This is a genomic window from Staphylococcus saprophyticus subsp. saprophyticus ATCC 15305 = NCTC 7292, from assembly GCF_000010125.1.
Classification (GTDB): domain Bacteria; phylum Bacillota; class Bacilli; order Staphylococcales; family Staphylococcaceae; genus Staphylococcus; species Staphylococcus saprophyticus.
In genome coordinates, this window is sequence record NC_007350.1 from 625778 (window position 1) to 650817 (window position 25040).

23 protein-coding genes are annotated in these 25040 nt (G+C 33.3%); 11 read left to right on the top strand and 12 right to left on the bottom strand.

Annotated features, from left to right (window positions below):
- Window positions 1–33 precede the first annotated feature (33 nt).
- A complete protein-coding gene (locus SSP_RS02870) occupies window positions 34–879 on the bottom strand; it encodes a formate/nitrite transporter family protein (protein ID WP_011302535.1) in 846 nt (281 codons plus the stop codon).
- Window positions 880–1311: 432 nt separating this feature from the next.
- Here SSP_RS02870 and SSP_RS02875 point away from each other — a divergent pair, with 432 nt between their 5' ends.
- Window positions 1312–2700, top strand: coding sequence for an amino acid permease (locus SSP_RS02875; protein ID WP_041784778.1), 1389 nt, complete (start codon window positions 1312–1314; stop codon window positions 2698–2700).
- 258 nt (window positions 2701–2958) lie between these two features.
- Entirely contained in the window at window positions 2959–4392 is a 1434-nt protein-coding gene (locus SSP_RS02880) for an alkaline phosphatase (protein WP_011302537.1), read from the top strand.
- A 96-nt stretch (window positions 4393–4488) separates the two neighbouring features.
- Here SSP_RS02880 and SSP_RS02885 read toward each other — a convergent pair whose 3' ends face one another.
- From SSP_RS02885 to SSP_RS02910, 6 genes are all read right to left on the bottom strand, one after another.
- Window positions 4489–5364: a MurR/RpiR family transcriptional regulator gene (locus SSP_RS02885; RefSeq protein WP_011302538.1), complete on the bottom strand. Its 876-nt coding sequence runs from the start codon at window positions 5362–5364 to the stop codon at window positions 4489–4491.
- 1 nt (window position 5365) lies between these two features.
- A complete protein-coding gene (locus SSP_RS02890; protein WP_011302539.1) occupies window positions 5366–6805 on the bottom strand; it encodes a PTS transporter subunit EIIC in 1440 nt (479 codons plus the stop codon).
- A gap of 72 nt (window positions 6806–6877) precedes the next feature.
- Window positions 6878–7765 (bottom strand): N-acetylmuramic acid 6-phosphate etherase, encoded by an 888-nt coding sequence (murQ, locus tag SSP_RS02895; RefSeq protein WP_011302540.1) that lies wholly within the window; start codon window positions 7763–7765, stop codon window positions 6878–6880.
- 5 nt (window positions 7766–7770) lie between these two features.
- Window positions 7771–8820 carry a MupG family TIM beta-alpha barrel fold protein gene (locus SSP_RS02900; RefSeq protein WP_011302541.1) on the bottom strand — a complete coding sequence of 350 codons (1050 nt, stop codon included), beginning with the start codon at window positions 8818–8820 and terminating at the stop codon, window positions 7771–7773.
- Between the two features lie 97 nt (window positions 8821–8917).
- Window positions 8918–9247 (bottom strand): hypothetical protein, encoded by a 330-nt coding sequence (locus tag SSP_RS02905; RefSeq protein ID WP_011302542.1) that lies wholly within the window; start codon window positions 9245–9247, stop codon window positions 8918–8920.
- 216 nt (window positions 9248–9463) lie between these two features.
- Complete coding sequence (locus tag SSP_RS02910; RefSeq protein WP_011302543.1) at window positions 9464–10156, bottom strand: helix-turn-helix transcriptional regulator; 693 nt, start codon at window positions 10154–10156, stop codon at window positions 9464–9466.
- 451 nt (window positions 10157–10607) lie between these two features.
- On the opposite strand from SSP_RS02910, the gene SSP_RS02915 reads away from it, so the two are divergent.
- The 7 genes from SSP_RS02915 to SSP_RS02945 all read left to right on the top strand — a co-directional run bounded on the left by SSP_RS02915 (window position 10608) and on the right by SSP_RS02945 (window position 18712).
- Entirely contained in the window at window positions 10608–11399 is a 792-nt protein-coding gene (locus SSP_RS02915) for an inositol monophosphatase family protein (RefSeq protein WP_011302544.1), read from the top strand.
- Window positions 11400–11539: 140 nt separating this feature from the next.
- Window positions 11540–12493, top strand: coding sequence for an LCP family protein (locus SSP_RS02920; protein WP_011302545.1), 954 nt, complete (start codon window positions 11540–11542; stop codon window positions 12491–12493).
- Window positions 12494–12813: 320 nt separating this feature from the next.
- Window positions 12814–15768 (top strand): formate dehydrogenase subunit alpha, encoded by a 2955-nt coding sequence (gene fdhF / locus SSP_RS02925; protein ID WP_011302546.1) that lies wholly within the window; start codon window positions 12814–12816, stop codon window positions 15766–15768.
- Window positions 15768–16235, top strand: coding sequence for a DUF1641 domain-containing protein (locus SSP_RS02930; protein WP_002482553.1), 468 nt, complete (start codon window positions 15768–15770; stop codon window positions 16233–16235). The genes fdhF and SSP_RS02930 overlap by 1 nt, the downstream gene beginning before the upstream one ends.
- 238 nt (window positions 16236–16473) lie before the next feature.
- On the top strand, window positions 16474–16707 hold the full coding sequence (locus SSP_RS02935; RefSeq protein ID WP_011302547.1) for a hypothetical protein: 234 nt from the start codon (window positions 16474–16476) through the stop codon (window positions 16705–16707).
- Window positions 16708–16733: 26 nt separating this feature from the next.
- Entirely contained in the window at window positions 16734–17510 is a 777-nt protein-coding gene (locus SSP_RS02940; protein WP_011302548.1) for an N-acetylglucosaminidase, read from the top strand.
- A gap of 77 nt (window positions 17511–17587) precedes the next feature.
- Window positions 17588–18712, top strand: coding sequence for an FAD-dependent monooxygenase (locus SSP_RS02945; RefSeq protein ID WP_011302549.1), 1125 nt, complete (start codon window positions 17588–17590; stop codon window positions 18710–18712).
- Window positions 18713–18772: 60 nt separating this feature from the next.
- Here the strand turns inward: SSP_RS02945 and SSP_RS02950 are convergent, their stop codons facing one another.
- From SSP_RS02950 to SSP_RS02970, 5 genes are all read right to left on the bottom strand, one after another.
- Window positions 18773–19729: a 2-hydroxyacid dehydrogenase family protein gene (locus SSP_RS02950; RefSeq protein WP_002482556.1), complete on the bottom strand. Its 957-nt coding sequence runs from the start codon at window positions 19727–19729 to the stop codon at window positions 18773–18775.
- Window positions 19730–19989: 260 nt separating this feature from the next.
- Window positions 19990–20304: a DMT family transporter gene (locus SSP_RS02955; RefSeq protein ID WP_011302550.1), complete on the bottom strand. Its 315-nt coding sequence runs from the start codon at window positions 20302–20304 to the stop codon at window positions 19990–19992.
- Complete coding sequence (locus SSP_RS02960) at window positions 20304–20624, bottom strand: DMT family transporter (protein WP_011302551.1); 321 nt, start codon at window positions 20622–20624, stop codon at window positions 20304–20306. Before SSP_RS02960 ends, SSP_RS02955 begins: the two co-directional genes overlap by 1 nt.
- 226 nt (window positions 20625–20850) lie before the next feature.
- A complete protein-coding gene (locus tag SSP_RS02965) occupies window positions 20851–21318 on the bottom strand; it encodes a CHAP domain-containing protein (RefSeq protein WP_002482559.1) in 468 nt (155 codons plus the stop codon).
- Between the two features lie 331 nt (window positions 21319–21649).
- The gene (locus SSP_RS02970; RefSeq protein ID WP_002482560.1) at window positions 21650–22021 is read right to left on the bottom strand and encodes a DUF4870 domain-containing protein; all 372 of its coding nucleotides are present in this window, start codon (window positions 22019–22021) and stop codon (window positions 21650–21652) included.
- Window positions 22022–22305: 284 nt separating this feature from the next.
- Here SSP_RS02970 and SSP_RS02975 point away from each other — a divergent pair, with 284 nt between their 5' ends.
- Both SSP_RS02975 and nhaC read left to right on the top strand, forming a co-directional pair.
- Window positions 22306–23376, top strand: coding sequence for an NAD/NADP-dependent octopine/nopaline dehydrogenase family protein (locus SSP_RS02975; protein WP_011302552.1), 1071 nt, complete (start codon window positions 22306–22308; stop codon window positions 23374–23376).
- Window positions 23377–23404: 28 nt separating this feature from the next.
- A complete protein-coding gene (gene nhaC / locus SSP_RS02980) occupies window positions 23405–24802 on the top strand; it encodes a Na+/H+ antiporter NhaC (RefSeq protein ID WP_011302553.1) in 1398 nt (465 codons plus the stop codon).
- Window positions 24803–25040 lie beyond the last annotated feature (238 nt).

Here is a 25040-nt window from a genome sequence, read left to right on the forward strand (position 1 = left end):
CTAATAAAGAGTATACCATACAATGTATTTAAGTTAATGTTTCACTGGTTTAGTTGATACTTTGTGATCATATTGATGGTGATCATTTAAATATGCATAGAATAAACCTATAATTAAACCACCCCCGATATAATTCCCAATACCTGCACCAATCAGATTGATAACTGCAGGAGTTAAAGCTAATACGTTACTATGATAAATGAGACCGCCTGCGAAAAGGACAGTATTGTATACGACATGTTCATAACCCATAAATGCAAAAATTGACACACCAAACATCATGACAAACATTTTAGCTAAAATATCATCTATTTGCATCGCAATGACTAAAGAAATATTAATGAAGAAATTTGCAAAAATACCTTTAATTAATATCGCTATCAAACTTGAAGATAATGTTTTATGTTCAATGGTTGCCTCTAATTGCGTAAACATATCAACTGTCATAACATCAGAGCCTTTTAATATAAGAAAGAAAACTAGGCCACCTAAGGCATTCCCAATAAAGCAAAGCATGAAGATTTTTAAAACACGAGTTGGACTGATAACGCGATAATATAAACCAACAGTAAAATACATAAAGTTGCTTGTCAGTAGCTCTGAATTTGTAAATAGTATTAAAACAAGCGCAAAACTAAATGCGACAGCAGCCACTAAATTGATAACACCTGTGGGAACATGTGTATCAAGAGAAGCTTTAATAAGTAATACAAATACTGTGATGACACCTAATATAAATCCAGCCATGATGGCGCGAAGTAAATAACGTTTGAAATAAAAACTTTGAAGTATATCCTTTGTTCTTATTGTATCTACTACATGATTTATCCAAGATTTACCGTAAAAGACTTTATCCCATTTAACATTTTTTTCGTTCACTTTATTATCCTCACTTTCTTTAATTAAGCATAGTATACTACGAAGTGATTAAATTGTGAATATTTTCACAAAATATATTTTGATAAGCTATAAAGTATTTAAGTGATGTTTGAATAAAATGAATTTTCCTTATGAGCCTAAATCATTGAATATCATGCGCAAAGTACTGATGGATAGTGATATGGTGCTTTCTTTAAAACTTATTTATATAGATGTTTAAAACCTATATTTAAAAAATGTAGGATTGAAGTAATAAAATAATAAAAAAAGACTTTGCTTTTTTTTACTAAAATCGCATACAATTAATGACGGAAAATGTAAACCCTTACATAATTCAAAATAATTGTTTAAATTTTTTGAATTTATAGTATAATAGCGACATAATAAGTGAAATGAAATTTACTTATATTTGAAAGAGATGGGGTTTGAATGATGGAAGAAAATAATGAATTAAAAAGGGGATTAGGTGCTCGTCAAATGCGTATGATCGCTCTTGGCGGAACAATCGGTGTTGGATTGTTTATGGGGGCAACCAGCACTATAAAATGGACAGGTCCTTCTGTGATATTCGCATATTTAATTGCAGGTATCTTTTTATTCTTAGTAATGAGAGCAATGGGAGAAATGGTTTACTTACATCCAACTTCTGGTTCTTTTGCTAACTTTGCAAGTGATTACATACATCCAGTGGCAGGGTACTTAACAGCTTGGAGTAATATATTCCAATGGGTTGTTGTAGGAATGAGTGAGGTCATTGCCGTTGGAGAATATATGAACTACTGGTTCCCAGATTTACCACAGTGGATTCCTGGTGTTATTGTGGTTGCACTATTAGCAGGTGCAAACCTTGTATCTGTTAAGGCGTTCGGTGAATTTGAATTCTGGTTTGCAATGATTAAAGTTGTAACAATTATATTAATGATTGTTGCTGGCTTTGGATTAATTTTCTTTGGACTTGGTAATGGTGGAGAAGCGATCGGCTTATCTAATTTATGGTCACATGGTGGTTTCATGCCTAATGGTTGGATTGGATTCTTCTTTGCGCTATCAATTGTTATTGGTTCATATCAAGGTGTGGAATTAATTGGTATTACAGCTGGTGAGACGAAAGATCCGCAGAAAAATATTAAAAGTGCGGTTAATGGTGTTATCTGGCGTATATTAATTTTCTATATTGGTGCAATTTTTGTGATTGTTACTGTTTATCCATGGGATGAATTAGGAAACATAGGTAGTCCTTTTGTAGCAACATTTGCGAAAGTAGGTATTACCTTTGCAGCTGGTTTAATTAACTTTGTTGTATTGACTGCAGCAATGTCAGGTTGTAACTCAGGTATATTCAGTGCTAGTCGTATGACATTGAACTTATCTCAAAAAGGCATGTTACCTAAATTCTTTGGTAAAGTTATGAAAAATGGTGTTCCAATTTGGACTGTACTTGCCATTGCAATTGGTATTTTAATTGGTGCATTATTAAATGTTATCTTACCTTTATTCATTAAAGGTGCAGACAGTATCTTTGTTTACGTATATAGTGCGTCAATCTTACCTGGTATGGTACCGTGGTTTATGATTTTAATTAGTCATTTAAGATTTAGAAAAAATCATCCTGACGAATTAGATGGTCACCCATTCAAGATGCCTGGTGGTGCTATAACAAACTATATTACGATGGCATTCTTTATAATGGTATTGATTGGTATGTTGTTTAATAAAGAAACCGTCGTTTCAGTTGTAATTGGTATTATATTCTTATTATTTATGACATTATTCTTTTTCTTAAAAGGCTACCATAAATTGAGTAAAGACAAACTGATATAAGTAAAGTAAATATTAGAAATAGCTTGAATGCTTATTGAAGTATAACGAGTCTGAGACAAAAATAGATGTCTCAGGCTCTGTTTGTTTTTTTATTAAAATAATTTCAACATAAAAGGTTTCATATTTATTTAATAAGCTATTTATATTCATAATATAGTTAATTTACAGAAAATTAACTATATTAAAATGTTCACTCAAAACTAGTGTTTTAAACTGAATGTGTAGCACGATAATACATATTAAAGGAGTTATTAATTTATGAAAATCTTCAATAGGTTAGCAACTATTTCTGTAGCAAGTGCAATTGTGGCTGGTACAGCATTGGGGAGTGCACAACCAACTTATGCATCAGGCGGAGGACAAGATTCAAATCAAAATGATGAAGTTTCATATATGGGAAATACTAAAAATCCTAAAAATGTGATTTTCCTTGTGGGCGATGGTATGGGACCTTCATATAACTCTGCATACCGTTATTTTGCAGATAATCCTGAAACAAAAGAAATGGATAAAACAGCATTTGATCATTATTTAGCAGGTAACCAACGTACAAATCCAGATGATCCAAAAGAAAATGTAACGGATTCAGCTGCTGGGGCAACTGCTTTTAGTTCTGGTCATAAAACATATAATGGTGCAATTGGTGTTGATGAAAATAAAAAGGATGTTAAAACTGTTTTAGAACAAGCTAAAGAAAATGGTAAGTCAACTGGACTTGTGTCTACTGCTGAACTTACGGATGCTACACCAGCAGCTTATGCGTCACATGTTGATGATCGTGATAAAAAAGATGAAATTGCGCAACAATTTTATAATGATAAAATAAATGGCCAACACAAAGTGGACGTGCTACTTGGTGGCGGTGCTGAATATTTCGGAAAAGAGAATGGTAACCTCACAGATAAATTAAAAAAAGATGGTTATGATATTGTGAAGAATAAATCGCAAATGCAAAACTCTAATAGCAAGCAAATACTAGGTTTATTTGCAGATAATGATATGCCTTTACAAATTGATGCACCAAAACAAAATCCAAAACTTGTTGATATGACAGATACTGCTGTTAATAAATTGAAACAAAATGATAAAGGATTCTTCTTAATGGTAGAGGGTGCTTCAATTGATAAATCTGGTCATCCTAATGATGTTACTGGCGTAATGTCTGAAATGCAAGGTTTTGAAAAAGCATTTGACTATGCAACACAATACGCTAAAGCAAATCCAGATACGCTAGTCGTTGCGACTGCTGACCATTCAACAGGTGGGTTATCCATTGCTAAGGGTAAAGACTACGTTTGGAATCCAGATGCGATTCACTCAATGAAACATTCAGGTTCTTATATGACAAAGCAAATTGCTAGTGGTAAAGACGCTGCGAAAGTCATTAAAGAGGGTTATGGATTTGATGTAAAACAAAGTCAAATTGATAAAATTAATGAAGAAGCTAAAAAATTAAAAGATCTTGATGAAGATGACGAAAAATATAAAGATCAATTACAAAAACTACAAGATGCAGTACAAAAACCAATTAACGATAAGTCTAATACTGGATGGACAACGTATGGTCATACTGGTGAAGATGTAAATACTTATGCATTTGGTCCAGGTAGTGACCGATTCCAAGGTAACATTGATAATACAGATAATGCCAAAAACATCTTTGATTTTTTCAAAAATGATCAATCATCTTAATTCAATTTCATAACTAAGAAAACAAATAAAACACTTTCTCTAAGTTCACAATACAATGTGATCATTAGGGAAAGTGTTTTTTTTTGTAAAAAGTAATTAGTGTTTAAACCGAATGGTAGATAAATGCTTACGATAATTATCTAAAGCCATTTTAGATTGTGTAATTGAATCCAGTGCACTTTGGTAATTTAAGGCAATATAGCGATAATATAAAATATCAACAGTAAACAATTGTGCGAATAGAGATGTCGTGGCAGCCATGCGCAATTCATTTTCATCTGTTTGGCCATAAATAATGGTGTAATCTGATATTTTAGCAACTGGATTATCATTTGAACTAGAAATTGTAATAATAGGTATCGTATAATCTTTAGCGACTTTTGCCATGGATTGCATTTCGCTATGACTACCTTGATTCGTAACAAAAATAATACAGTCACGTTCATCATGGGTAGCTAGCGTCGACATGAATAAATGCGTCTCTTGAAGTAGATGAACATTAAGTCCTATGCGCGATAATTTTTGGAAAAGGTCAGTCACTATCACGAGAGAGGCACCATAGCCAAATAGAAAGATTGTACGTGCACGCTTCATCGTATCGCATATGTGATCTATCATTTGGTCATCAATATGATTAGATACATAATTCATCGTATCAGTGACACGAGATAACATTTTGTTTTTAAGTGTATCTACAGATTCATTATCTACAAGTTCTAGATGATTATTGTTAATTGCATCATTAGGTAAATAACGAGATATAGCGATTTTAAGCTCTTGAAATCCTTTTCCAGTTATTTTCTTACTAAATCTAACAATGGATGCAGTACTTGTATCAATTTCATTTGATAAATCTTGGACAGACATATTTATCATTTTATGCGGTGTAATTAGTATGAAGTCAGCGATTTTTTTCTCGCTTTTAGTTAATTGATTATAATTGCTATCAATTTTATAAAGTACGTTGGTCATTTTAATCACCTAGTGTATCAGATTCTCGCATAGCTTTCGTTGTACCAAAGAAATAGGTGAATATGAAACCACCTGCATATGCTACGAGTAGTCCTGCAATGTAACCTAAATACATATGATCTGAAATCAAAGGTAATAAAGAAATACCACTTGGTCCAATTGCAGTTGCGCCTATGTGACCAATACCACCTATGACTGCACCGCCAATACCGCCACCAATACAAGCAGTAATGAATGGCTTGCCTAGTGGTAATGTCACACCATAAATTAATGGCTCTCCAATGCCTAAAAATCCTACTGGCAAAGCACCTTTCAGTGTGTCTCTTAAGGTTGTATTTTTACGACATCTTACCCAAAGTGCAAGCGCTGCACCAACTTGTCCAGCACCTGCCATTGCTGCAATAGGAAGTAAATAAGTAGCACCTGTTTGATTAATCATTTCAATGTGAATAGGCGTAAACATATGATGTAATCCTAACATAACTAATGGTAGGAAGAATGCACCGATGATAAAGCCGCTAAAGACGCCGCCAATATCGATGATGCCGTTAATCACAGTAACAAGTCCGTCAGAAACGAACCCAGCTAAAGGCATAAATATAAAGATTGTTAACAAACCAATGATAAATAAAGTGATTGTAGGCGTAACAATAATGTCGATTGAATTAGGGACGATTTTATGTAGACGTTTCTCTATAATACTGAGTAACCAAACTGCAAAGATTACGCCAATAATACCACCTTGGCCAGGTTGAAGGGGTTCACCAGTAAAAATATTAGTAATCATATTTTTGTCTGTTAATCCCGTCAATAATGTTGTACCACCGATGACGCCACCTAAACCAGGTGTAGCACCAAATTCTTTTGCAGCATTGATGCCAGTGAAGATAGCGAGGTAGGCTAACATACCATCTTTGATAACGTTAAATACCGTAACAAGTTGAGTTACCCACTCGCCAGAAATTTGTCCTGCTGCTAATAAGTTACTTAATACAGCGGCGATACCGCCAATTAAACCCGCACCAATAAATGCAGGAATTAAAGGTATGAAAATATTAGCTATGGTCTTTAATAATTTATTGAATTTACCACGTTTTTGTTTACTTTGGAATTCAGATTTATTTGCTTGGGCTTGTGCTTCGGCATTTGCACGGTAGTCTTTCGATTTATGTTTGATTGTTTCTCCTAAAGGGGCACCGCTTAATTCGGACATGTGAGATGCCACTTTATTAACCGTTCCTGGCCCTACAACGACTTGTACACGGTCATCTTTAACTACGCCCATAACACCTTTAATTGATTTTAGTTGTTCGTAATCAATTTTATCTTCATCGAGTACTTTAATTCTAACGCGAGTCATACAATTAATGATATTATCCATATTATCGATGCCACCAACCGCGTCAATGATATGTTCTGCTAATATTTGCTCTTTTGTCATAATATAACCTCCTCTTATATTGAATACAGGTAATCATTCTTGAATAAATTTGCTTAGTGATATCGTGGTGAATTAATTCTGTATTGCTTTTTTAATGATATGATTATTATCGTTAAGTCGAGTAACGGCTTCAGATTTATTAATATCGCAGAGATGCATGACGACGGCTACTTTTAAGTTTTGATCAGCGGATTCATAAAGTGATTGCGCTTGATTATATGAAATGTCACATATGTCTTGAATAATCCGTATGGAACGATCTATTAACTTTTGGTTTGTTGCTTTTACATCTACCATGAGGTTATCGTAAACTTTACCAACACCTACCATTGTAATTGTGGAAATCATATTCAATATTAACTTTTGCGCTGTTCCAGATTTCAATCTTGTTGAGCCAGTTAATACTTCTGGTCCTACATTCACTTCGATTGGATATTGTGCTAGGTCACTTATTTTGGTGTTTGTGTTACAAGATATAGCGACTGTGTGTGCTCCAATCTCTGTAGCACATTTGAGTCCGCCCATAACATAGGGCGTGCTGCCGCTAGCTGCAATACCAATAACAACATCTTTTTCATTTAGATGTATATGTTTTAAGTCTTCACGCGCAAGCGACTCACTATCTTCTGCACCTTCAACTGCTACTGTCATTGCACGTTGTCCACCAGCTATGAGTCCAATAACTTCATTAGTTGAAGTATTAAAAGTCGGTACACATTCTGCTGCATCGAGGACACCTAAACGACCACTGGTTCCAGCCCCGATATAAATGATGCGACCACCTTGTTTAAATTGTTCCGTTGTAACTTTAATTACTTCTGCTAATTTTGGTAATATATCATGAATTTGTTGGGGTACTTTTTGATCTTCAGCATTCATAGTTTCTAAGGCTTGTATAATGGACATTTCATCTAAATGCATGGTTGCTTCATTTCTTGCTTCAGTCATAGAATTATTCATAAATTTCAGCTCCTTGTTTGTATAATAAATTCAAAGGTATCATTAGGACGTAAGCAATCAATGAGCGGTATATCATCGTCAATAATTTGACCAACAACATTTATATGTTCGTGAGGGTGTAAATCTGTCTTGATAATTTGCAGTTCTCCTTGATAGCGACCATTGAGTTGGTTGTCTACGGTAATAGCGCCTGTTTTTCGGATATGATTAAATTGAGGTTTTATATCTGATTGACAATAATGACGTGCTTCTTGTGAGCGCAGTACATTTGCTGGGTTATCGATACGGACGCTATGTCGTTTTGATAATATGGATTTAACTTGTAAGTCTTTTAATGTGATAGATAAAGTGAAATGTCTTTGTGTTAAAAGTGATATGAGTTTATGAGCGTATCGTTGTGTTATTTGTGTATCGCCAACCATGATATGGTTTACTGATTGATCTAGTAATAGTTGAGCACTTTTAAGGGGGTGCATATATCTCGAGCATTCGAGTGTTGGTAATCCTCTATAAAGTGGGCCACGTTTTGTAGTTCCAACTATAAAGCCATAGATATTGGCATTAGGATTAAATTTCAAAATTAATTTATTTTGAGCGTTAACAAAATCTGTCGTTAATCCAGTATCTGGACGAGGATAATAGTTATGACAATAGCATATATAACTAAAATCATTTAACTGAGTATATAACTGTTGCAACAATTGTTCGGATACAATACTGGCATTGAGACAACATTGGAATCCATTTTCAATAATTTCATTGACAATATCAATAGAAGTACTATGATCTACGCGAATAATAAAATGCGCCTGCTGATATTGCTTCAAGAATTGATAGAAAGATTGATTCAGCAATGAAGGATTGATATCAATCATATAAGTCAGCTGATCGTTTGATAGATAGTCTAAAAGTTCTCCCAAATAGCGATATTTAGTATTCTCATTGTCTTCAGGAATTTGAACTGAAGTGAAAATAGTCGTGTATCCTAAATCAACCATGCGTCTTATATATGATTTATCGATGGATTGACCAAGATAAATAGAAAAACCATGCATTTTTACCACTCCTTTAATGCTGTAATCGGTTTCATTGTACAACATATGAAAAAGTATTACAATTTGAATTTCTATTTTTATTTAAAATGAAATTTTATTACAAATAATAGGAAAGTACTTGATGGATATGCATTAAACGTTGTTGGATAAGTTCGATATGTTTCGTGGTATTGCCGATCGTTAATTCGTCGAGCGGTTGTTCCATTTGATTGCTTAAAAAAGTAAAGTAATTATAATGAAAAAGGGATAATTGATACAAAGCATCTTGTTTAAATTCAGTATATTCTTGCTCTATAAAATCATGAACATCCTGTTTATATTGAAGTTTCTTTTTATGATTGGTAACATAAGCAAATTTATATATCTCGATTAAATTGAGTAACTTGGTTATACGTTTTTCTAAGTTGTGAAATTCTAGGTGATACATAGAATCATCCTTTCGTTAAATTGTGGCATAATAAACAATAAATAAGCGAAGGGTTTTTAAAATTTTACAATGCAATGGCAGAATTATAGATGAAGTTTTTAGTAGTGTCTAAAAGTAGGTTAATTAGAAGAAGTAGAGTACAGAATTAACTGAGTAGTGGAGGTATAGATAATTATATTTTATTAAATATATGGATAAAGAACATCCAACTGAACATTAGGACTCAGTTGGATTTAAAAATTGTTGATAATTATTGACGGTAATATCTTGTGTTTTGATTGTTTTGCCAAAAGAATACGAAATATCATGAATATCAACAATGGGGATTTCATTTGTTTTACCAAGTCCAATTTCAAAAATGACAGCCTTCCAAAGTCCTTCATCACAAAGTAATCCAATGAAAATAACATTTTCAGTTACAATATCAGTACGATTATTATATTCCACGGCCATCACATTTCTTTCTGTACAGTAGATGAGTACCTCTGAGAATATAGGGGGTAAATTGAGATGTTCACTATGATCAAATTTAATATAACGATCTAATTTTTTTAAATAACGTCTCATTTTTGTATAAGGTAAATTTAAGCATTTTTTAATAATTGCATTTATTTCTTCTTTATAAGGCAGTGTTGAATAAGATTGACTTTCATTCAAAACTAGGAATAAAGCAGATAATTGGTTTTCAGTTAGCTCAATTTCATAACTATTTGGTGTTTCTTGCAATTGGTAACCACCCAACTTACCATGTTTTGCCAAAATCTTAACACCTTGATCTTCTAAATCTTGAATGTCTCTTAAAATCGTCCTTTTGGATACATTTAAATCCGTCGCTAATTCTGAAGCAGTAATCTGTCTATTCTCTTGAATAGCTAGAACAAGTTTATTTTGTCTTTCGCGTTTATTCATTAGAAAGTTACCTCCCAAATGATTACATATTACATTTATTATATCACAAAAGTGACAATGATGACATTTAGAAAAATTTTTTCGAGAAATTTAAAGAAAACGCTTACATTTATGAGGAGGTTATGTTAGTATATAACTAGTAACAAAGGGGTAGCGAATAGATGGCAAAGGGGTAGGCTATTACATATAGTTTTGTTAACATCTATTTGTTCGAGTTACTAATCAAACATCTTCAATATTTATTACTTACTTTCCTTTCTATTTAACCGGCTAGCGACGCTAGTCGGTTTTATTTTGTAATTATTGAGTATATAAATGGTATTTTGATTAACTGTATTTTAATCGTAGCCAAATAACATGTATTTCAATGCGGATTCTGTGATAAAATAAAACAATTATATAGCGTATATAGGTTCGGTTTATATTATTTAAATGAAGAGGTGTATCTCATATGGAAAAAGAACAACTTATTAAAATAGATGATTCAATTCATGCTTGGTTTAATACGTTAGATGACATTATTCCAAAGTTAATCAATGATATGGTTACAAGTACTAAAAAAAACAGGTTTGATTTAGTGACCAATGTAGATAAATCCATTCAACAAAAGTTCGAGTCATTTTTAAAAGAACATTATCCTAGTCATCAGTTATTTGCAGAAGAGAAGTCTAATAGTGAAATCAATGCTAAAGAAGGTCATGTTTGGATTATGGATCCAATCGATGGTACAACCAACTTAGTTAAGCAACAAGAAGATTATTGTATTATCTTAGGGTATTTTGTAGAAGGTGAGCCTATGCTGTCATATATTTATGATTATCCACATGGCAAACTTTATAAAGCAGTCAGAGGATTCGGAGCTTATGTAAATGGCGAGCCATTATCATCGCCAGAAGATATCGAGTTAAAAGATGCGATTATTTCTTATAATCCATTAGTAATTAATGATGAAACGATTCAAGATTTGAACGAGGCATCATTTGGATACCGTTGTATTGGCTCATGTGGACTAGATTCAATACGTGTAATTAAAGGTCAGTTTGGTGCACATGTCAACACGAATCCGAAGCCATGGGACATAGCAGCACAATTTTTATTTGCAAGTGAACTTGGCTTGAAAATGACCACATTGGATAATACAAAGTTAGATTTTTCAACAGCAGGTCCGTTTATTATTAGTAATAAAGCTTGTCATACACATATGTTAGATGTACTTAATTCAGGTAATGGATATAAAAATTAGGAAATCACAAAAAATGTTTTAGTTTTATTATTTATTAAATAAATAATAGGTCTAAAGAACTATGTCTTATTTATTATATTACTATATAATGTATTATTAAATAGAGTAGAAAATTGACATAGAAATGGAGAATGATAAGAGTGAATCGTTCTGAAAAAAATAAAAAAATGGGCTTACCGACAAAAGTTTTCTTGTGGTTTATAGGCATATTAGTGCTGCTAGCATTAATTGCAGTCATATATCTTGGCTATAAAATATTTTCTGTTGGAGGATCTATCCATAACCCTCTTGATAGAGATAAATCATCATTAAGAGATAAAAGTGTGAATTTGGATGATGGAGATCCATTTACTATTGCATTATTTGGCGTAGATTCTAATGCAGAAAGAAATGCTAACGGCGGTGGACAACGTAGTGACACGATTATGGTACTATCCGTTAATCCAGAAAAGAAAACAACTGAAATCGTTAGTATACCTAGAGATACACAAGCAGATATTGTTGGTAAAGGGACAACTGAAAAAATTAACCACGCATATGCATATGGTGGGCCTGACATGGCAGTGAAGTCTCTAGAAAAATTATTAAATGTACCGATTGACCATTACGCAACAATTGATATGGATGGTATGCAAGATATGATTGACACTGTTGGTGGTATTACAGTAACAAGTAACGCAACTTTCTCTTATGACGGTTATCAATTTACTGAAGGTGAACGGTCTAAAATGGATGGTAAAGAAGCCATGGCGTTTATCAGAAGTCGTAAAGAAGATGGAGCTGGTGGCGATTTTGGACGTCAAGAACGTCAACAACTTGTTATTCAAGGCCTTGCCAATAAACTTACAAGTGTGAGTTCTATTACGCATTTTAATTCTTTAATGAATCATGTTGAAGATAATGTGAAGACAGATTTATCAGTCGGTGAATTAAATAAAGTAAGAAGTAATTATAAAGATGCAAATGACAATGTAAATAGACATCAATTAGAAGGCCAAGGTGGCATTCAAGATGACGGACTATATTACTTTGTACCTAGTGAAAATTCATTAAATGAAATTGAGACAAACGTAAAAGATAATTTAGGTATTTAATATAAGAATAGCGCGTGAGAAATCAAATCTGATTTAAAAATTAGATTGGTTTTTCACGCGTTTTTAATTGAGTACAAAAAAGCTATTTTAATAATCAATGAGATTGTAGATTGAATAGAATCTGATGCATAGCGCTGTTAAACATTGTGCTATTTAATAAAAAAATAAAGAATATAATGAAATACCTTAACAATTGAGAAAAATACCTATACAATAGTATTAACATTATTTTAAAAAGTGTGGGGCTTTTAGATGTAATGTTACAAAACATCTTATGAAGTTAAATACATGGGCGAAAATATATAATAGGGGTGAAGACTATGCAAGAACATTTGATTGTCTCGTTAGACGGCAAAGATTATCTTGTTGAACCTGGAACCAATTTACTACAGTTTATTAAATCACAAGATACATTTGTGCCTTCAATATGTTACAACGAATCATTAGGTCCTATCCAAACATGTGATACCTGTACTGTAGAAATCGACGGTAAAATGGAACGTGCTTGTAGTACCACAATTGATAGACCAATGATTGTTAATACGCAAAATGACAAAGTACAAGCCAGCCAAAAAGAAGCGTTAGATCGCATTTTAGAAAAACATATGCTTTATTGTACGGTGTGTGATTACAACAATGGTGATTGTGAAATTCATAATACGATGGACCAATGGGGTCTTGAACATCAAACATATGAATATAAAGAGAAGCCATACGAAAAAGATTATGGCCCATTCTACCGTTATGATCCAAATCAATGTATCCTGTGTGGACGTTGTGTGGAAGTATGTCAAGACGTACAAGTAAATGAGACTTTAACAATTGACTGGGAACGTCAACAACCGCGCGTTATATGGGATAACGATACTTCTATAAATGATTCTTCTTGCGTGGGATGTGGACAATGTGCAACAGTTTGTCCATGTAACGCGATGTTGGAAGTTAATATGGAAGGTAATGCAGGTTATATGACTGACCTAGAACCTGGTTCATTAGCGGCAATGATTGATTTAACGAAAAAAGCAGAACCAGGATACGGTCCATTATTTGCTGTTTCAGATTCAGAAGCGGCAATGCGTGAGGAACGCATCGAAAAAACTAAAACTGTATGTACATATTGCGGTGTAGGTTGTTCTTTCGATGTTTGGACAAAAAATCGTGAAGTATTAAAAGTGCAACCACAACATGAATCACCAGCAAATAAAATCTCTTCTTGTGTTAAAGGTAAATTTGGTTGGGATTATGTTGATTCTGATGAACGTTTAACAAAGCCATTAGTGCGTAAAAATGGTCAGTTTGAAGAAGTGGAATGGGAAGAAGCACTCTCAGTAGTAGCTGAAAACTTTAATAAAGTAAAAGGAACTCATGGTTCAGATGGTTTAGCATTTATTTCATCATCCAAAGCAACGAACGAAGAGTCATATTTAATGCAAAAATTAGCTAGACAAGTCATTGGTACGAATAATGTGGATAACTGTTCACGTTATTGCCAAGCGCCTGCTACTAAAGGTTTATTTAGAACAGTCGGTCATGGTGGTGACTCTGGTTCAATTGAAGATCTTGAAATAGCTGATATGGTTGTCTTGATAGGTACAAATACAGCTGAAGCACATCCAGTTATCGCGTCACGAATTAAACGTGGTCATAAACTTTATAATAATACATTAAATGTATTTGATATTCGTAAGCATGAAATGGCGGAACGTGCTGATAATTTCTATCAACCAAAACCAGGTACAGACTTAGTATGGTTATCAGCAGTGACAAAATATATTATCGATGAAGATTTACATGACAAAGCATTCATTAATGAATGGGTAAATCATTTTGATGAATATTACAAATCATTAGCGCCATACACAATGGAATTTGCGGAAGAAACAACAGGTATCTCTAAAGATGCGTTAATTGATTTTGCACATCAAGTTGCAGATGCTAAATCTGTCTCTATAGCATGGGCTATGGGTGTTACACAACAAGATATCGGTAGTGATACATCGACTGCGATTTCTAACTTGTTATTAGCGACAGGTAACTACAGAAAACCAGGTTCAGGCGCGTATCCTTTACGTGGACATAATAACGTACAAGGATGTAGTGATATGGGAAGCATGCCAGACCAATTCCCTGGCTATCAAAAAGTGACTGATGATGAAATTAGAGCCAAATTCGAACGTGAATATGGTGAAACATTACCAAAACAAGTAGGAAAAGATAACCATCAAATGATGGAAGGTATCCACAATGGCGAAATTGATTCATTATATTTATATGGTGAAGATACGGGTATTGTTGATTCTAATATTAACTTTGTACAAGCTGCTTTAGAGAAAGTTGGTTTCCTAGTTGTACAAGATGAGTTCTTTACATTCACTGCTACTTATGCAGATGTCGTGTTACCAGCAAGCCCATCATTAGAAAAAACAGGTACTTTTACGAATACGGAACGTCGTATCCAACGTTTGTTCCAAGCACTAGAACCAAAAGGTGATTCAAAACCAGATTGGCAAATTATACAAGCAGTTGCTAAGGCAATGGGATATGATTGGAATTATACACATCCAAGTCAAATCATGGACGAGATTGCACGTCTAACACCACTTTATTCTGGTGTGAATTATGATAGATTAGAAGGATACAATAGTTTACAATGGCCAGTAGCTGAAGATGGTACGGATGAGCCAATACTTTATCTTGAAGGGTTTAATTTTGAAGATAAGAAAGCTAATTTCTATCCATTAACATTTGATAATTTCTTTAAAGTGAATGAAGAATATGATTTGCATGTAAATAATGGTAGATTATTAGAACATTTCCATGAAGGTAATATGACTTATAAAGTACCTGGACTTGAATATAAAGTACCTAATGCTTTCGTTGAAGTCTCACCAGAGCTTGCAGAGGATAGAGGTATCCATGAAGGTGCAGAAATTAAATTGATTTCTGAAACGGGTGAAGTTGAGCTTGTAGCACATGTCACAGATAGAGTAAAAGGCAAAGAAATTTATATTCCGTTAAATAACAATGCAATGGCACATGGTGATCATGGTGCGATTAATCTATTAACTAATAGTGATGTTGATAAAGATACAGATACACCATCATATAAACGTACAAGTTGTCGCATGGAAGTGAAGACACGTAGAGGTAAATCACCATTGAATCCTACGAACTTCCGTGTTAATAAGCAACGTCAACCGCAATATAGTGTTCGTGTTCAAGATAAATGGAAGCGTGAAGATTATACTTTCCCAGGAAGTCAGGTGGATAGATAATGGCTGAGAGAATCACACAGATTAAACGCATGCAAAAATCAGAAGCAGAACTCAAGGAAGAAAGTTTAACTGAAGTGACAGATGCAATTGTTGCTAATAAGGATAGCATTTTAAAAGCAATCAATATCATTAGTACACTAGACGATGCTAAGCTATTAGATGCAATGTCTGGTGCGGTTAAGAGTAGAGGTGTGATTGCCAATAAATTCGCTGTAGAATTAAATAAAGAGCAATACACTGGTTTAATTTCAAACATGGCATCACTTGTATTTTTACTTGGTGATTTAAATGTGGATGATTTAACAACAATGTTAAATAAAGTAAACAAAGGATTAAGTGTTGCTAATAAGGCAAATCCAAATCAAAAAACGTCAATTACTGGATTGATGGGTATCTTGAAAGACGATGAAATGAACCGTAGTTTAACGTATATGTTAAATATGTTAAGAGGTATGTCTAGAGATTAACCATGGGCCTTGTAAGGCATAATTCATTAGATATTTAATGAGCGTTACAATTCATAAGTTCAATAACGAGGAATGTGCATAAGAGATCAAATAATCATTTTGGTTTCTAGCACGTTCCTTTTTTGTGTTTTATAAAATGACATATTGAAACAAAGCTAAATGTGATACAATTTCTAATGTCGGTATTAATTTTAATCAATTATTTATAGCAAGGAGTGGAAGTCTTATCAGCCCGAAAATGGTAAAAATCTTAGCTATTATTTCAAATGTATTATTAGTGATTGGTATAGTATTTTTGATCACTTTAAATATAGCAATGGCAATAACCATGTTTGTTGCGTCTCTTGCAATAAGCTTAACCATATTTAATACATTATTTAGAGAGCGAACAGCGATGAAAATTATAATCAATATTTCATTTGTAATAGTTTTAATTGCTATTATATTTGCTTATGTTACATTAACAAAATAAGTGCAAGATGAGGAGTTTTTCACGAAATGAATGACAACATAAAGCGTAAAATACCTATGTTTATTATAATTTTAATATTAGTTGTTTTTGCAATCTTATTTATTGTTAATGAAACCCATTTATTTGATGACGAAAAAACACATACTTTTGATGAAGCTGTTGAAAAACAAGTAGGTGCTGGTACATTAAATATGACAGAGAAAAATGGGCGATTTGTTGAAGCGTCTAAAAAAGATGTAGAAAAAGCAATGGATGTAAATAGTGACAAAGATAACTTAAATCATATGGATATTTCTGAAAAAGTGTCCATGTCTGAAGAAGAACTCAATAGTATTTTAAAAGATAAAGGTATTTTAAAAAATAAAGGGCAAGCATTTTTAGATGCTCAAGATAAATATGAAGTGAATGTCCTGTACCTTGTAAGTCATGCACTTGTTGAGACAGGAAATGGCAAATCAGAGCTTGCTAAGGGCATAGAAGTTGATGGTAAAACATATTTTAATTTTTACGGCATTGGTGCTTTTGATGAGAATGCAGTTCATACAGGTAGCAGTTTTGCAAAAAAACAAAAATGGACATCACCTGAAAAGGCAATTATGGGTGGTGCGCGCTTTGTGAGAGGTAACTACTTTGAAAATAATCAACTCTCCTTGTACCAAATGCGCTGGAATCCTAAGTCACCAGGAGAACATCAATATGCAAGTGATATTGAATGGGATGAGAACATTGCTACGTTTATGAAACATTATTATCATCAACTAGGTATAAAAAAAGATCATATTAATAAAGACTACTATCTATAAATGAAGATATAACAAAACATTTGAAAGAGAGTCATATTAATAATGAAGAAATTGGGAAATTTGGAGTGAATTAAAAGATGAAAATAGCTATAGTGGGTGCTGGAATCGGTGGATTAACAGCTGCAGCATTATTATGTGAACAAGGACACGAAGTTAAAGTTTTTGAAAAAAATAGCACTATTACAGAAGTCGGTGCAGGCATTGGTATCGGTGGTAATGTCATTGACAAACTTGGGAAACATGATTTAGCAAAAGGTATTAAAAACATAGGTCAAGTTATCAATGTTATGGAAATATTAGATGATAAAGATAATGTGTTAAGTAAAGCAAAATTGAAGAAAAACACAGTGAATTTAACAATGACGCGTCAAAGTTTAATTGATGTAATTAAATCATACGTTTCTGAATCTGCTATTTATACTAATCACCATGTTACGCATGTTGATAATAATGCTTTAAAAGTTGTGATGCATTTTGAAGCACAAGAAGCAGAAGCATTTGATTTATGTATTGGTGCTGATGGACTTCATTCGAACATAAGACATACTGTAGCACCTAATAGTAAAACACAGTATCAAGGATATACGGTGTTTAGAGGTCTTGTAGAAGATATAGATATTAAGTCTGATAATGTTGCAAAAGAGTATTGGTCTGCAAAAGGTAGAGTAGGTGTCGTACCGTTATTAAATAATCAAGCTTATTGGTTTATTTCAATCAATGCGAAAGAAAATGATGCGACAATGCAATCCTATGGTAAGCCACATTTACAAGCTAGATTTAATCATTTTCCAAATGAAGTTAGAAAAGTGTTAGATAAACAAAGTGAAACAGATATTCTATTACATGATATTTATGATTTACAACCACTAAAAACTTTCGTCTATCAGCGCGTGATTTTATTAGGCGATGCGGCACATGCAACAACGCCAAATATGGGACAAGGCGCTGGTCAAGCAATGGAAGATGCTATCGTACTAGCTAATTGTTTACAAGCTTATCCATTTGAAGCAGCATTACAAAGATACGATAAAATCCGTGTGGATCATACCAAAAAAGTCATTAAGCGATCTAGAAAAATTGGCAAATTAGCTCAAAGAAGCAATAAAATCGTTATTTCATTAAGAAATAGCATAGCTAAAATCATGCCTAATCGTCTTGTTGCAGCGCAAACTAAGTTTATATACAAATCGAAAAACAAATAAAAATAAAACCTCGAAACACAGTTTGACTGTTGTTTCGAGGTTTTTTGTGATTGAAGTATTTTAGTTCACAATAAATTTAGGTTGGTCATTGTTCAATTTACTAATTGTATCATTGGCTACGATTTTAGACATCATATCACGTGATTCAAATGTAGCATTACCTATGTGCGGAGTGATAACGACATTATCTAATGTTTTAAGTTCATCATTAATCTCCGGTTCGAATTCGAAGACATCTAAAGCGGCACCTTCAATTTCTTTATCTTTCAATGCTTGTACTAAAGCTTTTTCGTGAACAATAGGTCCTCTTGAAGCATTAATTAGGTAACTCGTTGGTTTCATCATTTCAAATTGCGCTTTGTCAATTTGGTGATGAAGACTTGGATTGTAAGCAGCATTAATTGTAACAAAGTCTGCATTTTTTAATAATGTTTCTAAATCAACATATTTAGCACCAATCTCTCGTTCTTTATCAACTTTTTGATGTGGTCCAGTATATAAAATGTTCATGTCGAAAGCTTTGGCACGTCTAGCAACAGCACTACCTATTTCACCTAGACCGATGATACCAATTGTTTTTCCAGAAACTTCTCTACCGCGGAAAAATAGTGGCGCCCATCCATCAAAACCAGTTGTTCGACATAACTTGTCGCCTTCTGGAATTCTTCTTGCCACTGCGAGTACAAGTGCAAAAGTTAACTCGGCTGTAGAATTGGTAGATGCTTTAGGTGTATTGGTAACATCGATATTTTGTTGTCGTGCATAATCAATATCAACATTATTGAAACCCGCACCATAATTTGTGATGATTTTTAGGTTGTTAGCTGCATCAATCACTTCTTTGTCTACAGAAGTAGACAGCAAGCTAATTAATGCGTCAGCATCTTTAACACCTTGTTTAAGTGTTTCTTTATCAATGATACCTGTTCCTTCATACATATCTACCTCAAAGCCTTGGTCTTTCAATAAGTTAAGACCCACTTCAGGTATTGGACCTGCTATATAAACTTTTACCATGTATAATCACTTCCTTTACACTCAAGTATAGTAAAATTCTATTGTGCAAACAAATAATAATATTGTGAATTATAAAAAAGTCGACTTTAAATAGAAAAAATCGCTTAATAATAGGGGTGTTAAAGTACATTTTAATAAATAAAAAAGAGTGGCAGTTAGGACTAAAATATAATTAGACCTTAACTTACCACTCTAAATAGTTAAAAACTGTCAAATTGTACAGGACTGAGAATAGTGCTATACCACGGTTGTTGAAAGATTTAACTAACGATTTTTAAACCGACAATAGATAGGATGATTAAAGCAATAAAGAAGATTCTTTTTGCGTTTTTTGACTCATTATATAAAAACATCCCTACCAAAGTACCGCCACCAGTACCAATGCCGCTCCAAGTAGCATAAGCGGTGCCCATAGGTATATCATTCATAGCAAGCTTCAAAGTACTGAAACTACAGATAAATGCAACTGCTAATAGAATGACAAGCCATTTCTTTTTGGTGCGTGAAATTTCATTTAATATAACTACGCCAACAACTTCTAATAGTCCGGCGATTAATAAAATAATCCATGCCATTAGCCATCAGCCTCCTCTGTAGTTAATTTCAACCCTATGATGCCAATAATTAATATGATAATTAAGCTGATTTTTACTAAATCGAATGGATCACCAAAAAAGATCATGTCTACAAGTACTGTACCTACTGCACCGATACCAACGAATACAGCGTATACGGTACCAACGGGTAAGTATTTACAAGCAGATATAACAAGAAAGAAACTGATAATAATTACAATAAACGTTCCTGTCCAACTAAGTAATGAGTCGGCAGTATTTAAACCAGTCACCCATACAATTTCAATGAGTCCGGCTAAGATCACTTTGAACCACTGCATTTGATGTGCCTCCTTATAATCACTAAACTATTATATTTTCTCAAATATTTGGATAGAGTTCAATGTTATAAGATGTGAAAGCGGAATTGTATTACAATCATATTATTAGAAAAAATATAATTTTTGAATTGACGCATTTATCCGCAATACTAAAATAAGAGCCCAAAACAAAATGTCCCGGGCTCTTACATCATTACAATATTATATTTTAAAGTCATTCAAAGACTTAGTTTAAGTGGATATAGTTGTAAGAACTTGCTTCACCAGCAGAAATAGTACGTTCACTAACTGAGAATGGTCCACCGTTGTAGTTCATTTCTGAAACTTCTACAGAACCGTCGCTATTTACATTTTCAACGTATGCTACGTGACCATAACCACCAGCAGTAGATTGTAAAATTGAACCAGCTTCAGGTGAGTTGTTTACAGTGTAACCTGCTGAAGATGCTGCTGAAGCCCAGTTGTTCGCATTGCCCCAAGTTGAACCAATGTTTCCGCCTACTTTATCGTATACGTACCAAGTACATTGACCAGCTGTATATAAGTTAGCACTTGAACCTGAAGTAGATTGTGTTGTGCTTTGGTTAGTTGGTTGTGTTTGTTCTGCTGCGTCTGCTTCATTTCCGTGATCTAAACCTACGATTGCTGCGCCAATACCTGCTGTTAAAGTTGTTGCTGTTACTAATTTTTTCATAATTAAAAAATCCTCCCAAAGATTATAAATAGTTATATGTGATTCAATTCATTTGTGTTGAATTTGAATGTTGATTAATTTTGCGGTTTGCTTTCAACGACAAGTAATACTCTAACAGATGAAGCAAGCTTTGTGTGGATTGTTACGCTTTTGTAAAACAATTAAAAAAACCTCACATATCGTTGTAATAAACGAGATGTAAGGTTACAGAATCGTATCAAGTCGTAATACGAAATAAAACGCGTTAATATAAGGTTTTTACAAATTTTTTGTATTTCAAAAAGCTATCATTATTACAGTAGCTATAAAGAATCACAAAATTGTGTTTAGATTATTTAAAGAATCTTATAGATAGTGGCGGTAAATAATCTTCTCCATTATACGCTTTTACTGCAGCTACAATTGTAAAAATAAAGTTCAGTATTACAATAATTGGTAGTAATACAAAGCCTATTAATATCAACATCGTGATAGTTCCAATTATTGACCAAATAACGTATGAAAGTAAGAAGTTGAAATAATTTTTACCTGCTCTATCGACAAACGGTGAATCCTCGCGTTTAATTAACCAAATAATTAATGGTGCGATTAAAGAAGTAAAGAAACTTAATACATAAATTAATGTTGCCATTAATCTCGCATCTGAATTAGGCTCTTGGTTTACATTTGTATAAGTTTGTTGATTATAATCTGTTTCTGCCATATTAGTTAAACCTCCTTTATCCTAAGACTTATAGATAGATTAACTATATCAAATTTTGAAAAATAATAGTATATCGCTTGAGTTTTTCATTTAATTTTAAATATGACTGTAACGCAATGTGTATACTTGTTAAAATATGATAATGTGATTTATCGCATCCTTATTTAACTATAACCGGAAATTTAAATTGTAAACCAGTGTTTATTAAATTTCCTTATAGGCTATAGTTGTAAGTAATGACTAAAATGGACAGTATTCAAAAATAAAAAGAAAGAAGGTAAATTATGAAAATAGCTATCGTGGGTTCAGGTAATGGTGCAGTGACGGCTGCATTAGATATGATTAGTAAGGGACATGAAGTTAAGCTATATTGTAGAAACCAATCAATCAATAAATTTGATAAAGCATTTGAACAGGGTGGATTCACTTTTAATAATGAAGGTGAAGAGAGCTTTGTTGAATTTACGGATATTAGTGATGATATGGAATATGTCCTTCAGGATGCTGAAGTGATCCAAATTGTGATTCCATCTTCATTCATTGAACACTATGCACAAACAATGGCACCTTTTGTTAAAAAAGAACAACTTATTTTCTTTAATATTGCAGCTTCTATGGGATCTATTCGATTTATGAATGTACTTGAAGATATGCATATAGACGTGTTACCTCATTTTGCAGAGGTAAATACATTAACTTATGGTACGCGAGTTAATTTTGAAGAAGCCCGTGTAGCTTTATCGCTAAATGTTAGAAAAGTACATTTTTCAACCTATGATAAAGAGTATTTGAGTGAGTGTTTCGATAAAATTGAAAAATTATATCCAAATATCGTTAAAGAAGAAAGTTTATGGAAAACAAATTTAGAGAATGGTAACCCAGAGGTACATCCGGGACCAACTTTATTAAATGTTGGTCGCATCGATTATGCGGATAGTTTTGCTTTATATGAAGAAGGTATTACGAAGCATACGGTTAGATTATTACATGCAGTTGAATTAGAAAGACTAACTTTAGGGCGTAAGCTAGGTTTTGAATTATCTACTGCAAAAGAGGCACGTATTGAAAGAGGTTATCTAGAAAGACAAGATGAAGACGAACCATTGAATAGGTTATTTAATACGAGTCCTGTATTTTCACAGATTAAAGGCCCAAATCATGTGAAAAATCGTTATTTAACTGAAGACATTGCATTTGGATTAGTATTGTGGTCTAGCCTAGGGCGTGAAATTGACGTTGCAACACCTAATATTGATGCGATCATTGTGCTTGCATCAACAATATTAGAGCGTGACTTTTTTGAAGAAGGTCTAACAATCGATGAATTAGGTAAAGATAAACTAGGGTTTGAATAATGAATCATTTGACAAAGGGGACTTGCGTATGAAAAGACAACCAACATTTTTGGAATCAATTTCAACGATACTAGTAATGATTATTATCGTTATTACAGGTTTTGTAGTATTTGATATACCGATACAAGCACTATTGATACTTTCATCTGCTTATGCTGCTTTAATAGCTAGAAGAGTAGGATTAAAATGGCAGGATTTAGAAGAAGGAATAACGAAGCGTTTATCTACTGCAATGCCAGCATTATTCATTATCTTAGCAGTGGGTATTATTGTTGGTACATGGATGTATTCTGGCACTGTTCCGGCATTAATTTATTATGGTCTAGAGTTTTTAAATCCTAACTACTTTTTAGTTTCAGCATTTATTATTTGCGCTGTTACTTCAGTTGCGACTGGGACAGCATGGGGTTCTGCCTCTACTGCGGGTATTGCATTGATGGCCATCGCAACACAATTACATATCACACCCGGTATGGCAGCTGGTGCAATTATTGCTGGCGCAGTATTCGGTGACAAAATGTCGCCTTTATCTGATACAACCAATCTGGCAGCTTTAGTTACGAAAGTAAATATCTTTTCTCATATAAGAGCCATGATTTGGACAACTGTACCAGCTTCTATTATAGGACTTGTCGTATGGTTCTTTGCTGGAAGACAATTTGGAGGTAATACGAACACAGCTCAAGTTAACGCGTTGTTAAAAGAGTTGGCACAAATATACAATATTAATTTCTTTGTATGGATTCCATTAATTGTAATCATTATTTGTTTGCTGATGAAAATGTCAACTGTACCAGCCATGCTCATTTCAGCATTAAGTGCCATCATTGTTGGTGCTTTTAACAATGGATTTAAAATTGTCGACGGTTTCAAAGCAACATTTGATGGGTTTAATAAAGAAATGGTGTCGGTGAATAGTGGGGACTTAACGAATAGTGCAGTGAGTTTAATAGAGCAAGGCGGCATTATGAGTATGACCGAAATTATCGTTACCATATTTTGTGGTTATGCATTTGCTGGTATTGTCGAAAGGGCAGGTTGTTTAGATGTCATTTTACAAAAAATATCTAAAAATATTAATACAGTCGGCCAATTAGTGCTTGCAACTGTTTTAGGTGGACTTATGATGGTACTTGCTGCAGGTGTAGCATCTGTAGTGATTATCATGGTCGGTGTATTAATGATGGAAATGTATAATAAAATGGGACTTGATAGATCTAATTTATCTAGAACATTAGAGGACTCAGGTACAATGATTATACCCTTAATTCCATGGGGAACATCAGGTATTTATTATACCCAACAATTAGGTGTTACAGTTGATCAATTCTTTATATGGACAGTACCATGTTATCTATGTATCGTATTTGCGATATTCTATGGATTTAGTGGAATTGGAATTAAAAAAGCACAGCCAAATGAATAATGTAATACGAGTGTGGTAATTAAAATGCAATGATTTAAAGCAGTTCGATGTCATATTGTGAGTCATCGAGCTGTTTTTTATTATAAATGAGTAGCCATATGATACTTGTTGTATGAAAGTAATAACTTTTAAATAAAGTTACTTAATTAAAAATTAATGAAGGGTATAAAAAGACAGCTTTTAATAAAACATGAACAATTATTTATATGAATCTTAAATAAGAGGTTTAAAAATATAT

Coding starts and splice junctions, on each gene's coding strand:
- SSP_RS02975 (WP_011302552.1), top strand. CDS start 22,306: ATGAAAATAGCTATCGTGGGTTCAGGTAATGGTGCAGTGACGGCTGCA.
- SSP_RS02915 (WP_011302544.1), top strand. CDS start 10,608: ATGGAAAAAGAACAACTTATTAAAATAGATGATTCAATTCATGCTTGG.
- fdhF (WP_011302546.1), top strand. CDS start 12,814: ATGCAAGAACATTTGATTGTCTCGTTAGACGGCAAAGATTATCTTGTT.
- SSP_RS02935 (WP_011302547.1), top strand. CDS start 16,474: ATGGTAAAAATCTTAGCTATTATTTCAAATGTATTATTAGTGATTGGT.
- SSP_RS02875 (WP_041784778.1), top strand. CDS start 1,312: ATGGAAGAAAATAATGAATTAAAAAGGGGATTAGGTGCTCGTCAAATG.
- SSP_RS02900 (WP_011302541.1), bottom strand. CDS start 8,820: ATGCATGGTTTTTCTATTTATCTTGGTCAATCCATCGATAAATCATAT.
- SSP_RS02905 (WP_011302542.1), bottom strand. CDS start 9,247: ATGTATCACCTAGAATTTCACAACTTAGAAAAACGTATAACCAAGTTA.
- SSP_RS02950 (WP_002482556.1), bottom strand. CDS start 19,729: ATGGTAAAAGTTTATATAGCAGGTCCAATACCTGAAGTGGGTCTTAAC.
- murQ (WP_011302540.1), bottom strand. CDS start 7,765: ATGAATAATTCTATGACTGAAGCAAGAAATGAAGCAACCATGCATTTA.
- SSP_RS02890 (WP_011302539.1), bottom strand. CDS start 6,805: ATGACAAAAGAGCAAATATTAGCAGAACATATCATTGACGCGGTTGGT.
- SSP_RS02880 (WP_011302537.1), top strand. CDS start 2,959: ATGAAAATCTTCAATAGGTTAGCAACTATTTCTGTAGCAAGTGCAATT.
- SSP_RS02910 (WP_011302543.1), bottom strand. CDS start 10,156: ATGAATAAACGCGAAAGACAAAATAAACTTGTTCTAGCTATTCAAGAG.
- SSP_RS02930 (WP_002482553.1), top strand. CDS start 15,768: ATGGCTGAGAGAATCACACAGATTAAACGCATGCAAAAATCAGAAGCA.
- SSP_RS02885 (WP_011302538.1), bottom strand. CDS start 5,364: ATGACCAACGTACTTTATAAAATTGATAGCAATTATAATCAATTAACT.
- SSP_RS02940 (WP_011302548.1), top strand. CDS start 16,734: ATGAATGACAACATAAAGCGTAAAATACCTATGTTTATTATAATTTTA.
- SSP_RS02955 (WP_011302550.1), bottom strand. CDS start 20,304: ATGGCATGGATTATTTTATTAATCGCCGGACTATTAGAAGTTGTTGGC.
- SSP_RS02965 (WP_002482559.1), bottom strand. CDS start 21,318: ATGAAAAAATTAGTAACAGCAACAACTTTAACAGCAGGTATTGGCGCA.
- SSP_RS02960 (WP_011302551.1), bottom strand. CDS start 20,624: ATGCAGTGGTTCAAAGTGATCTTAGCCGGACTCATTGAAATTGTATGG.
- SSP_RS02945 (WP_011302549.1), top strand. CDS start 17,588: ATGAAAATAGCTATAGTGGGTGCTGGAATCGGTGGATTAACAGCTGCA.
- SSP_RS02970 (WP_002482560.1), bottom strand. CDS start 22,021: ATGGCAGAAACAGATTATAATCAACAAACTTATACAAATGTAAACCAA.
- nhaC (WP_011302553.1), top strand. CDS start 23,405: ATGAAAAGACAACCAACATTTTTGGAATCAATTTCAACGATACTAGTA.